At 59.7% G+C, this 12,719-nt stretch carries 10 protein-coding genes; 6 read left to right on the top strand and 4 right to left on the bottom strand.

The annotated features are described in order from the left end of the window. Positions 1-89: 89 nt before the first annotated feature. The 5 genes from pstS (at position 90) to CKO36_RS10655 (ending at position 4,815) form a co-directional block, all read left to right on the top strand. Positions 90-1,160: a phosphate ABC transporter substrate-binding protein PstS gene (gene pstS / locus CKO36_RS10675; RefSeq protein ID WP_200284045.1), complete on the top strand. Its 1,071-nt coding sequence runs from the start codon at positions 90-92 to the stop codon at positions 1,158-1,160. A gap of 84 nt (positions 1,161-1,244) precedes the next feature. After that, positions 1,245-2,216, top strand: a complete 972-nt coding sequence (pstC, locus tag CKO36_RS10670) for a phosphate ABC transporter permease subunit PstC (protein WP_200284044.1) — start codon at positions 1,245-1,247, stop codon at positions 2,214-2,216. After that, entirely contained in the window at positions 2,213-3,121 is a 909-nt protein-coding gene (gene pstA / locus CKO36_RS10665) for a phosphate ABC transporter permease PstA (protein WP_200284043.1), read from the top strand. The genes pstC and pstA overlap by 4 nt, the downstream gene beginning before the upstream one ends. 110 nt (positions 3,122-3,231) lie before the next feature. Then, positions 3,232-4,089, top strand: a complete 858-nt coding sequence (pstB, locus tag CKO36_RS10660) for a phosphate ABC transporter ATP-binding protein PstB (protein WP_207161446.1) — start codon at positions 3,232-3,234, stop codon at positions 4,087-4,089. 24 nt (positions 4,090-4,113) lie between these two features. After that, positions 4,114-4,815, top strand: a complete 702-nt coding sequence (locus CKO36_RS10655; protein ID WP_200284042.1) for a hypothetical protein — start codon at positions 4,114-4,116, stop codon at positions 4,813-4,815. 35 nt (positions 4,816-4,850) lie between these two features. Here CKO36_RS10655 and CKO36_RS10650 read toward each other — a convergent pair whose 3' ends face one another. Continuing rightward, entirely contained in the window at positions 4,851-5,690 is an 840-nt protein-coding gene (locus tag CKO36_RS10650) for a prohibitin family protein (protein WP_200284041.1), read from the bottom strand. A 19-nt stretch (positions 5,691-5,709) separates the two neighbouring features. Then, positions 5,710-7,347, bottom strand: coding sequence for a cyclic peptide export ABC transporter (locus tag CKO36_RS10645; protein WP_200284040.1), 1,638 nt, complete (start codon positions 7,345-7,347; stop codon positions 5,710-5,712). Between the two features lie 354 nt (positions 7,348-7,701). On the opposite strand from CKO36_RS10645, the gene CKO36_RS10640 reads away from it, so the two are divergent. Next, positions 7,702-9,096 (top strand): hypothetical protein, encoded by a 1,395-nt coding sequence (locus tag CKO36_RS10640; protein ID WP_200284039.1) that lies wholly within the window; start codon positions 7,702-7,704, stop codon positions 9,094-9,096. A 79-nt stretch (positions 9,097-9,175) separates the two neighbouring features. On the opposite strand, the gene CKO36_RS10635 is transcribed toward CKO36_RS10640, so the two are convergent. Together CKO36_RS10635 and iscB are read right to left on the bottom strand one after the other, a co-directional pair. After that, on the bottom strand, positions 9,176-10,828 hold the full coding sequence (locus CKO36_RS10635; RefSeq protein WP_200284038.1) for a B12-binding domain-containing radical SAM protein: 1,653 nt from the start codon (positions 10,826-10,828) through the stop codon (positions 9,176-9,178). 64 nt (positions 10,829-10,892) lie between these two features. Continuing rightward, on the bottom strand, positions 10,893-12,239 hold the full coding sequence (gene iscB / locus CKO36_RS10630) for an RNA-guided endonuclease IscB (protein WP_200284037.1): 1,347 nt from the start codon (positions 12,237-12,239) through the stop codon (positions 10,893-10,895). Between the last annotated feature and the right edge of the window lie 480 nt (positions 12,240-12,719).

Here is a 12,719-nt window from a genome sequence, read left to right as displayed (position 1 = left end):
AGATTCACAAACAAAACCAGCCAGACTTGGATAATGCAACATTAGATATTCATTCTGATTTGTATTGATTCAATTCTGGAGGTTCTTGAATGGTCTTTGCCAACGTTGCCCGCAGCACCCTTGCCGCCTGCACGCTCTCTGCACTGGCGTTCGCGCCCCTTGCCAGTGCCGATGAGATTCAGCTGAACGGCTCGGGAGCGAGCTTCCCTTTCCCGCTGTATGCCAAGTGGGCCAAGGATTTCAGCCGCAAACACAAAGGCATCCAACTTCAGTATCAGGCGGTCGGTTCCGGGGCCGGGATTCGCGCCTTTCTCGCTGAGACGGTGGATTTCGCCGCCTCGGATGCGGCGATGAATGATGAGGAAATCGCCAAGGTTCCCACTGACAAGGGCGTGGTGCTGCTGCCCATGACCGCCGGCGAGGTGGTGCTGTCTTACAACCTGCCGGGCAACCCGGAGCTGAAGTTGCCGCGCGATGTGATGCAGGACATTTTCCTCGGCAAGCTGACCACTTGGCGGGATGAGCGCCTGCAACAGGCCAACCCCGGAATTGACTTCCCTGATGATGACATCACGGTGGTGCGTCGTTCTGACTCATCAGGCACAACCTATGTGTTTACCGGTCATCTGGCCTGCGCGAGTGACGAATTCAAGCAAGAAGTCGGCCATGGCAAAAGTGTCAACTGGCCGAAAAGCTTTGTCGGCGCCCCCAAGAATGACGGTGTTGCGGCCATGATCAAGCAGACCCCGGGGGCCATTGGCTACATTGAGTACGGCTACGCTGAGGCGACGGGTCAACCCATGGCCAGCTTGCAAAATAAAGCCGGTGAATTCGTCAAACCAGGCGAAGCGTCCGGTCAAGCGGCCTTGGCCTCAGCGGAGTTCCCGAGCGGCGACCTGCCCGGTTATGCGGGAACCCCGGATCTGCGCGTCTGGGTCTGCGACCCGACCGGTGAGGCCGCCTATCCGATCGCCACCTTCACCTGGATGCTGATGTATCAGCACCAGGATGAGGAAAAAGCCCAGGTGTTGCGCGAGTTCATCGAATACGGTTTGAACAAAGGCCAGAAGGATGCTCCCAAGATGGGCTACATCCCGCTGCCGGAGAACGTCAAAGCCAAGGTTGAAGATGCCCTCAAGCTGGTTGGTGACTCCAAGTAAGGACGCCTGACGCGCGGGCCGCCCGGTGAATCATCCGGCGTGGCCCGCATCCCCTTTCGTCTCCCGGACTCTGCAACCATAACCATGGCTTCCAATCCCTTTGCTCACATTGTCACCCAATGCTCGGGACCACCCTCGGCCAGTGACTACGCCATCGACCGTGCGCTGCGCATGATCGTAAAAGGCGCCGCTGCGGTCATCCTGCTGCTGGTGGCCTACATTATTTTTGAGCTTGGCCGTCAGGCGCTGCCGGCCATGCTGAACTTTGGTCCCGGCTTTCTGATCGGGACCGAATGGAATGTGCAGGATCAGGTATTTGGCATTTTGCCGGAGATCTGGGGCACACTCTACAGCTCCCTGCTGGCCTTGTTCCTGGGCGGACTCTTCGGCGTGGCCATCGCCATTTTCCTGACCCAGGATTTTCTCGATCATCGCCTGTCGAATGTGTTTCGCACCATCGTCGAGATGCTCGCCGCCATTCCCTCGGTGGTCTATGGCCTGTGGGGTATCTATGTGCTGATTCCGCTGATTCGCCCCGCCGCCGAGTGGTTGCATGACAGCTTCGGCTGGTTGCCATTGTTCGGCACCGACCTAGCCGGCCCAGGTATGGCACCAGCCGCGCTGGTACTGGCCGTAATGATCCTGCCCACAGTAGCAGCGATCTCGGTCGATGCCTTCCGTCGTGTGCCCTATAAGGTGAAAGAAGCCGCCTACGGCATGGGTACCACGCGCTGGGAGGCGATCCTAAAAGTGATGCTGCCGACCGCTTCCAGCGGCATCCTGGCGGCCCTGGTGCTGGGCTTTGGACGCGCGCTCGGGGAGACCATGGCGCTGGCGATGCTGATCGGCAACTCCAATCAAATCAGTCTGTCGCTGTTCGCACCCGCTAACACCCTGGCCTCGCTGCTGGCGTCCAGCTTTCCGGAAGCCGGCCCAGTCGAGGTGCAGGCACTGATGTTCGCCGCCCTGGCGCTGCTCGCCATCACACTGATTGTTAATGTGGTGGGCCTGTGGGTGATGAAGGCCGCCACGCGCAAATTTGAGGGAAAAGCATGACCCGTGTCGCCAGCGAGGCCCTGCTGGAGCAGGATCTGGCCTCAATGAAACCACTGCAAGGCTCGCTGCTCGAAGGGCGCAGCCTGAAAAGCCGTATTTACACCGGAATCACCTGGGGCCTGGCCATTTTGGCCTCCTTGCCACTGTTTTCGGTGCTCTACATGCTGATCGCCAAAGGCGGCGCACGCATCAACTGGGAGACTCTGACCGCGCTGCCGCCAGCGGCCTTCGAGTTCGGCGGCGGCATCGGCCCGGCCATTGTCGGCACCGCCATCATGGTCGGTATCGGCTCGGCGATCAGTATTCCCATCGGCATCCTGGCGGCGATTTACCTGGCAGAAGTCGCGCCCCACAGCAAACTGGCCGAAACGGCGCGCTTCCTGGCCAAGGTGCTCACCGGCTTCCCGTCCATCCTGGCTGGCGTTTTCGTATATGCCGTGCTGGTCGTCAGCATGAAAACCTACTCCGCCTGGGCTGGTGGCATCGCGCTGGCGGTGTTAATGCTGCCAACCATCATCCTGACCGCCGAAGAAACACTCAAGCAGGTACCGCAAAAAATGAAGGATGCCGCTTACGGCATGGGCTGCACCCGCGCGCAGGTGGTGGCGGCTGTGACTCTGCCCACCGGCCTGCCCGGGGTGATCACCGGAGTGCTACTGGCAGTCGCCGGTGCAGCCGGGGAGTCGGCACCGCTGTTGTTCACCGCCCTGTTCAGCACCTATTACGTCAACGGCCTGGAGGGACTGGGGCAACCAACGGCCTCGCTATCGATCCTGATCTACAACTTCTCCGGCATGCCCTACGACAACCAAATCGAGCTGGCCTGGGCGGCATCTCTGGTATTGGTGCTCATTATTCTGGTGTTTAACATCCTTGCCCGTGTCTTGGGCCGGCAGAAATTCTGACTGACAACATTTGAGGGACTGAAGTGATGAATGCGACCGCAGAGGCCGGCCTGATTGAAAGCACATTATTGGAAAGAAACAGGAACATGGACACCAATAGGGAGACCCAAATGGATACTGATCGGGATGATCACCAAAGCCGCACCTCAACCCCGGACTCCATCACGGCGGCGGCGGCTTGGCACGTTGATCCCCAACAGACCGTGATGGACTGCCGGTTGAACAAAATCTTCTATGGCGATTTCCTCGCCGTGCGCGACAGCCTGGTGCCCATCGAGAAGAACAAGATCACCGGCTTTATCGGCCCATCTGGCTGTGGCAAATCCACGGTGCTGCGCAGTCTGAACCGGATGAATGACTTGATTCCCGTGTTTCGCTTTGAGGGCACGGTCACCTATCACGGCCAGGACATCTACGACAAAAGCATCGATCCGGTGCTGGTGCGCCGCTACATCGGCATGGTGTTCCAGCAACCCAATCCCTTCTCCATGAGCATCTACGACAATGTCGCCTTTGGCCTGCGGCTGAATCGCTTCAAAGGCGACATGAACGAGCGGGTGGAAAAAGCTCTGCGTAGCGCCGCGCTCTGGAACGAAGTGAAAGACAAGCTGAAAAACAGCGGTCTGTCGCTGTCCGGCGGCCAGCAGCAGCGCCTGTGCATTGCGCGAGCTGTGGCCACCGAACCCGATGTGCTCTTGATGGATGAACCCTGCTCCGCGCTCGATCCCATCGCCACCCGGCAGGTCGAGGAGCTGATGCTGGAGCTGAAGGAAAACTATACCGTCGCCCTGGTGACGCACAACATGCAGCAGGCCACGCGCGTGGCGGACACTACGGCCTTCTTTTCAGTGGACATCTCCGAGGGCGGACGCACCGGCTATTTGGTCGAAATGGGCGATACCCAGCAGATCTTTGCAGACCCGCGCGAGAAGCTCACCCGCGAGTATATCGCCGGCGAATTCAGCTGACCTCGACACTCAATTTTAAACGAAATGTGCGCACTTGAACAGAGCAGCGCGCGGCTGAATCTGCCAGCCATCGCACAATCACTCCAGCAGGTTCAGGCTCAGTTCAATCGCATCAACCTTACGCTGTCCAGTCCCAGAGATCCGATGAGTGATCAGGTGCTGGAACAGCTGTTGGCCGGTTATCGATTGGTTGATCAATGGCTCGCGAATGGAACCCAGGTGTTCAGGCTCGGCGAATCGGCACAGCTGCTCAGGCTCAATGCTGTGGTGTTGTGGGGCGCAACCACACCCATGAATGCAGCGGCCCGCAATGCGCTCCAGGCCACCGAGGAGCACTTTTATGCACTGGGCGCTGGCGGCATTGGTGAGTTGAGCAGCTGCTATCAGTCGCTTGGCAAGCACAGCGTATGGCATCAAGCCGCGCAGATGTACATCCAGATCCTGAGCCAGCCGCAGCTTTACCTGGAAGGCAACCACCGCACCGGTACCCTGGTGATGAGCTATCTGCTGGCACGCCACGGCAAACCGCCATTCGTGTTGTCCAGCGACAACGCCAAGGCTTATTTCGCCCTTTCCACTCTGATCAAAAATGCCCGCAAGCGCAGTCTACGCATGCTGCTTGAGCGACCAAACCTGGCTCAACAATTCGCTCACCTGCTGCAAGCATCAGCCGACCCAGGGCATGTGATGCCACACAGAACTTGCCAAATCCCGGAAATCACCTAAAAGATCAATCTGGCGCTTGCTCGGATTCGTTGCGGCTATCGGCCTGCAGCACCGTCCAATACAAGTGGCAAGGTGTCCGAGTCGCCGATGACGATGATCTTGCTATTGTCGGACTGAGCGAGTTCGTGCAGCGCCCGAATCTGGAGCCACTGGAGTAGCTCGGGGGTGAGATTGTCGGCAACGATCCGCTGGTATTCGTCGATCCCCTCAGCCTCGATCTTCAAGCGCTTGGACTCGTCAGCCTGCTTGGCGAGAAGGTATTGGTAGGACAGGGCATCCTGCTGCAAGCGCAGTTTTTTCTCGATGGCGGCGTTGATGGTCTGAGGCAATTCCAGCCGTTCGATGATGATGTCTTCAATGAGGAATGGCAGGCCCGCGATCGCCTGCTGGGTCGCGGTGAGGATCGCGGCGTGCAGGCTGTCGCGAGCCGTGGTGTAGAGTTCCTCCGGCGTGTAACCGCCGATGACCTGGCGAACCGAGGACTGGACCACGGGGATCAGAACCTTATCCGCGTAGTCGGCTCCGATGTGGGTGGCCAGTTCCTTGAGCCTGCCGGGGTCGGGGTGAAAAATGGCATCGACATCCAATTTCACAAACAGGCCATTGTTGGTCAGTGCCTCCATCTTGACGATGTGCTTCTGCTTGGTCACATCGTAGATGTACATCTTGTTCCAGGGCGCCACCACGTAGAGACCCTCGTGGAAGGTCTGCTCTGACAGGTGCTCATCGGCCAGGGCGCGAAACAGCAAACCCGCTTGGCCGGGATAGATGTAGACAAAAATCGAGGGTGCCAGGTAGGCGACCAGAAAAATCGTGGCAAAGAGCACGGAGACGAGCTTTACCTGGTGTTGCTTGAACAGACTCGTGAGTTTCATGGAAATATCCTGAAGTCCTTCAGGCGACAATGCGACCGCCGTCGAGCGTGATGACGCGGTCCGCCAGATGAAAGTATTTGTCGTCGTGGGAGACGGCGATGATGGTCTTGCCGGACGCCTTGAGCGCTGGCAAATGGGTTTCGTAAAAGAAACGGCGAAAGGCCGGGTCGAGATCGGCCGCCACTTCGTCCAGTAGCAGCACCGGGCGCGCTTCCATCTCGGCGCACACCAGGGCCAGCCGCTTGCTTTGCCCGGCGGATAGATTCAGGTCACCGAAACCCTCCGGCGTCCAGCTCACCCGCTCGGCCAGGCCCATGTCCTGCAACGCCTGGCGCAGGCGCTCATCGTCAACCTCGGGATGGCCGTAGAAGCGCTCGAACAGATAATAGTCGGGGAACACCACCGCAAAGAGGTTGCGATAGTCGTTGGCGTTGCTGTCGTCGATGGGCTGCTCACCCAGCAGCAATTGTCCGCTCTGGGGCGGATAAAGACCCGCCAGAAGCTTGAGTAGCGTGGTCTTGCCGGTGCCGTTGCCGCCGACGATCAACAAAAGCTCGCCGGGCTGGATGGTGAGTGACACTGGCCCCAGGTTAAAACCGGCGTCTTGACCGTCGAATGGGTAGTTGAAGCTCGCCTCGCGCAGATGGATCGCCCGCTCCGCCAGCGGCCGATGGTCGAAGCGACCGCTGTAGGGCTGAGCGGGCTCGCGGGCACTTTCCAACGCCTGCTCCAGAGCGTGCAGCGCCCCCACCGCCTTCTCCGCCTTGAGGATAAGCGGAATGGCCTGAACGATGCGAGTCATGGATCCATAGGAGAAGAGCACCACCGCCGCAACCTGCAAAACCTCAAGGTCGCTCATGCCGCCGAGGCGCGGTAGCAGGAAAATCATGGCGGCGACCAGCATGTAATAGAAGGACTGAATGAAGACGCTGTTGGTGGTGAGGCGCCGCTCGGCCTCGACGCGGCACTCCCTGGCCTCCTGACCGGCAGGGTGGATGTGATGATCGAACAGGTCGGCTCCCTTGGGATGATTGACCTTGATCTCCTTGAATCCCTCCAGGAAATACTTGAACAACGCATTGAATCGACGCTCGCGTTGCTCGCTTGTTTTGAGCAGTACGCGCATGTTGCCCAGGTTGGCCTGGTAGACGTAGACCCCGAAGAGGTAGAAGACCACCACGGTGGCGATTGCGACCTCGGAGATCGAGGCGATGTAGAGCGCGCTGAAGAGGATCATGACACAGGCGGCCCCGACGTTCGCCAACCCCTTGGAGGTTTCCAGGATGATGTCGGTGTTGGTGTGCAAGCTGGCGTAGATGTGCCCCTTGCCAAGCCGCTCGAAGGCCAGCAGACCGACGTGACGCAGCTTGTCGGCGATGCCGATATAGGTAGCGAGGATGGTGCCCTCGGTGAGGGCGATGGTCCGTGAGACAGCGTATTGGCTGGCCAAGGCGTAGGCGCCCAGCAAAGCCAGAAACATCACCAGGTAGCGCAGATTGAGGCCACCGCTCGGCATGGCCATGGCTGCCAGGTTGATGACCACGACGATTCCCCCCTGAATCAGACCCGCGACCACCGTCGCGAAGAGGATCCGCGCCCAAGTCGTCTTACCCTCCTTGATGAAAAGCTGGTAGAGCGCTGATCGCCGAATGTCCATCACAGCTCCGATCTCAGCGGCTGTTCGGCGCGGAAACCGGCCTGGTGTCTTGATCCAGCCATCTGCACAGGAACCAAAAACGATTCTTTTCGCTCAATGGGGATGAATTGCTTGCTCATGGCCAGGTTCTTTGGGGAAACGGAACTATCTTACCTGGTTATCACGCGGGAAGTTTAGCCCGTGACGTGGGCCATTTCGGGGCGATCAAAAATTCACATTTACTCCACTTTTTCGACACGAGAATTATGGGTAAATGAAGGTGCAGCGAATTGCAAGTTGCAGCGTCTTGGCAGCCGCTGAACAGACGGTTTCAATTGATCAAAGCAAAATATAAACGCCCCCAAGGAGACCCGCATGAAACCCTTCATATTCGTCAGTGCCCTAGCGATCAGTCTGAGTAGCACAATCGTCATCGCCCAGTCATCCGGATCGGATGATCGTCATCGCAACGGCCCGCCTTTGCCACCAAGTGATCTCTCGATCGAACATAGTTTGATGATTACGGATCTGAGGGTGATCGAAGACCCTGTACGTACGGATCCAACGGGTCCAGATCCTGGCGTTTGGACCTTCCGCTATTTAATGGAACAGATGGCTGGCGGCCATGATGCAGCCGAGTTCGTGCTACGCTGGCTCGAACAGTGGGAGACGGAGCAGACCATCAATACGCATCAGGTCATGGCCCGACCCGCCATGCGCGAGCGAGTCATCGATCCCTGGCTGGCGGTGAGTGGCGGTAATCGCCTGGACCTGAGTCAAGCCCCTTTCAAACTGCTCGCCATCGTCAACCGCATGGACTTGCGCGACCATGACGGTGAGCATGTGACCCAGGCGGGAGAGGGCCGCTTCGTTTTCGGCGTGCTCGACGCAACCGGGCAGCCACTGCCGCCGGTTGCTGGTCCGGCAACGGGTGGCTTCCTGGTCATTCTTGAGTACGCCCTGCTCGCTGACACCATGGCTGAACTGGAGCGCTGGGCGCGAGATTGGTCCGAACTCAGCCGTTGGGAAATCGGTAGCGAGGATTACAATCAGCATCTGGAGCGCATCACGCGGGACTTTACCGATGCCGGACGCGGCCCTGGGCGTCCAAATGCCTCGGCGCTCAACCAAGTTCGCACCAATGAAATTGCCCTGGCGGCCCCCTGGGAATTGCGCGAATTCGTTCTCGACCACCGCAGTGGTCTGTTGCGCCCGCATGCGGTCGCGCTGACGCCTGATACCCTGGCTGTTAACGGCACGCCCGAATTCGCGGCGCTGATCAATGCCAATCAGACCGCGCTGTTCGAGAACCGTTTCGAGCTGCCATCGACCTGGTTTGGCGGCAGTAGCCAGTCAGGCCCCTTCAATAGTGCCACCATTGCCGCACTGCCAACCCGGACCTTCACCGTCAATCCAGTGACGGAGACTGCCGTGGATCTGCCTTGGAGCGCGGCCGGGATCGCGGATAATGAAGCGCGTCATCTTTTTGCGCTCAATACTTGCAATGGCTGCCATCGGGATGAAACCGACACCGGCTTTGCGCATGTCGCCTTTCCGGAGACTCACGCAATGCCCGTCTCTCTCGGGCAGTCCGCGCAATTATCCGGTTTTCTGACCGGCATTGAGGTGGTGGACCCGGTCGATGGGATCACCATCCGCCGCTTCGCCGACCTTGAGCGACGAGCCGTGGATCTGACTACCTTGCTCCAGTCCTTTGCAGAGAATCCCAGTCGGCCGGAGGCAAGACATCAGCCAGGTTTTGTGCACTGAGTGGCACTCATGCGGGCTACGCCTAACTGCATGGGAAGGTGCTTGAGCGCATCAAATCGCGATCCATGGATGGAGATCCTCATCCTTCACTCCTTCGTTGGGGGAGCGGCGGCGGCGCGCAGCCGGTGACCTTGCGGTAAATGCGGCCGACGCGCCAGTGCAGATAACGGGTGTAGATCCACTCCCCGGTTTCCTCCAGCCAGATCCGCGCCCTGAAACGCCAGACCGACTCCGTCGGTCGGGTTGGGCGTCGCTGCTCGCGAAACCTGAGCCGACCCTGGCCGTACTCGATGGGATGAAGGTCATGAAAGAAGACCGCCAAGCGGTACCCCACCATCCGTGAGAAGACCAGCCGGGTATCCAGCCCATCGGCGGCGGCTTGGCGCAGGTAACGGGGGATGCGCCGGTAATCGAGTAGCGCTCCCCAGGCGTGCCGGTAGGCATGACGCCATTGGCTCAGGCTCATGTGCCGACCGCGTGTGACTGGATGGTGCAGGTCGTAGCGGTTCAGGTCGGAATCCATCCATTCCCCGCTCATGACCCTCTCGCGGTGGTCCACCGAGCCCGGCAAAGGCGTCAAGTTAAAGAACATCACATCGTCGAAGCCGACCTCATCCAAAAGGTAAGCAACATCCCGGGCCATGGAGACAGGATCGTCCTCAGCGAAGCCCAGAATATAGCCTACTTGGACATGAATACCTGCGTTGCGCCAGGCACGGAGCATCTCGGGATACTGTCTCACCTGATTCTGCGGCTTATCGATCTGACGCAGTTTCTCCTCGTTCACCGACTCCACGCCGATGAAAACAAATTTCACCCCAGCACGAGCACACAGCGGCACAAATGCCTTGCGGCGGTAGCTGGATGCATCGACCTGGATGAGCAGACCGAAATCCCACTGGTCTTCCTCGCGCAATTCCGCGATGGCAGTCAACACCTCGCGCCAATTGGCGAGGCGCGCGAAGTTGTCATCGGTTACCTGAAAAAACCGCACCCCTTGCCGAAGATAGGTGCGCAGGGTGGCGATGACCTCCTGCGGCCGGCGCTGCCGTCCACCTCGACCGTGGACGTTGATGATGGTGCAGAAGCTGCAAGTGAAGGGACAACCGCGCCCCACATCCAGAGGGCCAACACGGCGAGTTCGCGCCAGCACCTCATTGGGAAGCGTTGGTCCAGGCTCCCCTTCCAGCTCTGGCGCCTGAGGCGGAGGCGGATAGATCGGGTGCGGGGTCGCGGCATAGGCGTCGCGCAGCAGTTGATCGAATCGCCCGCCCTCCGCCTCACCGCGAAAAAAGCTGACGCCCAGATCCAACGCTTCTTGCAGCTCGGGCGAGGGGCGCTCGAACATCGCAAGGATTCCGCTGACGTGAAAGCCACCGATGCACACCGGGATTCCCTCCCGGCGCAACTGCCGCGCCAGATCCAGCGCGCGGGGGTACTGATGGGTTTGCACGCCGCTCAGCCCGACCAGCCCACGGCCTGAACGGATGCGCGCCATGATCTCGGCCAGTGGCAGAGGACCGGCGCTCTCATCGAGCACCTGGATCTCGATGCGCACCCGCTCCCCCAACACCTGGCGCCGCGCGCAATCCTGGGCCAAGCCGTTGAGGCAGGCCAGGGTATTGCTGGGCAGCGGCGGAAATTCCCAATAGATGACGTAACCGTCCTCGCCGTAGTGCGAGGGATTAATGAAATAGAGGTGGAAGGCTTCAAGGCTAGAATCAGGCATCATCAGTCTTGCGCGAGAAACCCCGCCCTTCAGGGCGGGGAGGCAAAGTGCACCGCGCGCAGCGCGGTTAACCCACCGGTCTCGCGGCCTCCGTTTGGGTTGGGGTGAATGCGTAGCCATAGCCGTCGGCGCGTTGCAGCACTCGGCAATGGCGGTGTGAAATCCCTTGGACCAGACCTGTTGCGGTCTGGATGTTGAAGCTCCCTGAGGCACGCACGGCCACGCGCCCGAGATGGGTTCCGGCTTTCTTGCCCTTTGGCACCTCGGCACGGACCCGATCTCCGGTCTGGAATCCTTTAACGCGCTTCTCACGCAGTAGATAACCACGCGGGAAGCCGAAGCGATTCAGGCGGGTGCGCTGGTAACAGCCGCGCCCGGTGGCCTTGATGGCGAGCGTCGGGATATTCCAGCCATGGAGCGCGGTGAGTTGACCGACACAGGCGGCATCAAGCGCATGGGTCTTGGGAATACCGAGGCGCTGACGGTTGTATTTGGTCTGGCCGCCTGACCCCGTGGTCACGGGTAAGCCGGTGGCCTTAAGCTGTTCAAACAGCGCCCAGCGCGTGGTATTGACCACAGCGGCATCGCGCAATGGTGCCTTGGCTTGAGCCTGAATGTGGCGCAACCGCTCGGGCTGATGAGCCAGAAACACCGCAATCGGCTGATTCCCCTTACACTGATTGCAGGTGCGACAGGCGAGCGTGAGATTCGAAACCCGATTCGAGCCGCCTCGGCTTCTGGGTTGAATGTGCTCAATTTCCAGCGGGACGTGCTGTACGCCGCAATAGGCGCAGGTGCGATGCCATTTTTCCAACAGATATTCACGCACTTCGTAGCCGGCGAGTTCGCCCTGCTGATACGCCACACCGCTGATTTCAGGGTTCTGGAGTGCCTGAGTATCAAACCGCACCAGCTCTTGGCTGAGGTGGGTGATGGGTGCGAGACGTTGGAGACGATTCACCCAGCTCAGCGTGGTGTCCAATCGATGGCGCAGACTCGGGGCGAGCCAGCCATTGGGTCTGGTGCGATTATGAAAGCGCGGGGCGCGATAGCGCAGATTCGCTGTGCGCCGACGGCGACGAAAGGCGCGGCGCGCGGTCAATCGCTCACGGATCTGGGCACCACGGTGGGTCAGTTCGGCCAACCACAGCACCTGCGCCTCACGGCGTACCTCGCCCGTGTCGGGGTCGATGCGCTCGACCTCGCGCACCACGGCGATTCCTGTCGTCTTGCTCCCCGGATCGAGCGACAGACGCAGTGGCTGAGTTTCACCGCCGATGCGATCCTTGAGCCGGATGGTGAAGGGGGACATCCGCACCACCACTGCCCGCCCACGCTGGAGTAACAGCCGAGCGCGCTTCTCCGTGCACGGCATCAGCGGGTTTTTCTGTTTGTCGAGAACAAAGACAGCCATGTTTAATTCCTGCCCTTACGGGCCTGGTGACGGCGCCTCGCGGCGCGCTCCCCTCGGGAAAGTCTGCAACCGGCTCCCGCTTGCGCGGCGATCAGAACCTTCGGCGCTTTACCTTTCGCCAGCATGATCCTGATCTTTCAGAGCGGCGGACTGAGGAAGCATCCGCCGGTGAGTCTTGACGACCTGTTGCAAACGCAGCGGATTTTCACCGCTTTCCCTGGTCAACCGAGCTTGTCTTCACAAGCTCCGCCCTTCAGGGCGGGGTAGTTGACTCTTCGAGCCGCATGCGCTAGCCAGTATAGAGGACTCAATCAGCATGTGCCTGTCTTCAACGGACTTGACAGCAATTCCCACTGACCTCTGTGGCGAGCGGTTGCGATGGCCCCGATCCGCCGTTGAAAATCAACCGGCACGCGAACACCTCGCGACAAAGAAGCGCTGTGGTACGCCCGGCTTGTTCTCACCCTCAAACGACACCTC

Origin of the sequence: Rhabdochromatium marinum, assembly GCF_016583795.1 — a bacterium.
In the GTDB taxonomy this organism is placed as follows: domain Bacteria; phylum Pseudomonadota; class Gammaproteobacteria; order Chromatiales; family Chromatiaceae; genus Rhabdochromatium; species Rhabdochromatium marinum.
Note: the sequence above shows the minus strand (reverse complement) of the source record. Positions and strands in the feature narration are given on the sequence as shown.

Bases quoted from the DNA above. Each gene is read 5' to 3' on its own strand.
- CKO36_RS10635 (WP_200284038.1), bottom strand. From the start codon at position 10,828: ATGATGCCTGATTCTAGCCTTGAAGCCTTCCACCTCTATTTCATTAAT.
- pstB (WP_207161446.1), top strand. From the start codon at position 3,232: ATGGATACTGATCGGGATGATCACCAAAGCCGCACCTCAACCCCGGAC.
- CKO36_RS10655 (WP_200284042.1), top strand. From the start codon at position 4,114: ATGTGCGCACTTGAACAGAGCAGCGCGCGGCTGAATCTGCCAGCCATC.
- iscB (WP_200284037.1), bottom strand. From the start codon at position 12,239: ATGGCTGTCTTTGTTCTCGACAAACAGAAAAACCCGCTGATGCCGTGC.
- pstS (WP_200284045.1), top strand. From the start codon at position 90: ATGGTCTTTGCCAACGTTGCCCGCAGCACCCTTGCCGCCTGCACGCTC.
- CKO36_RS10650 (WP_200284041.1), bottom strand. From the start codon at position 5,690: ATGAAACTCACGAGTCTGTTCAAGCAACACCAGGTAAAGCTCGTCTCC.
- CKO36_RS10640 (WP_200284039.1), top strand. From the start codon at position 7,702: ATGAAACCCTTCATATTCGTCAGTGCCCTAGCGATCAGTCTGAGTAGC.
- pstA (WP_200284043.1), top strand. From the start codon at position 2,213: ATGACCCGTGTCGCCAGCGAGGCCCTGCTGGAGCAGGATCTGGCCTCA.
- pstC (WP_200284044.1), top strand. From the start codon at position 1,245: ATGGCTTCCAATCCCTTTGCTCACATTGTCACCCAATGCTCGGGACCA.
- CKO36_RS10645 (WP_200284040.1), bottom strand. From the start codon at position 7,347: ATGGACATTCGGCGATCAGCGCTCTACCAGCTTTTCATCAAGGAGGGT.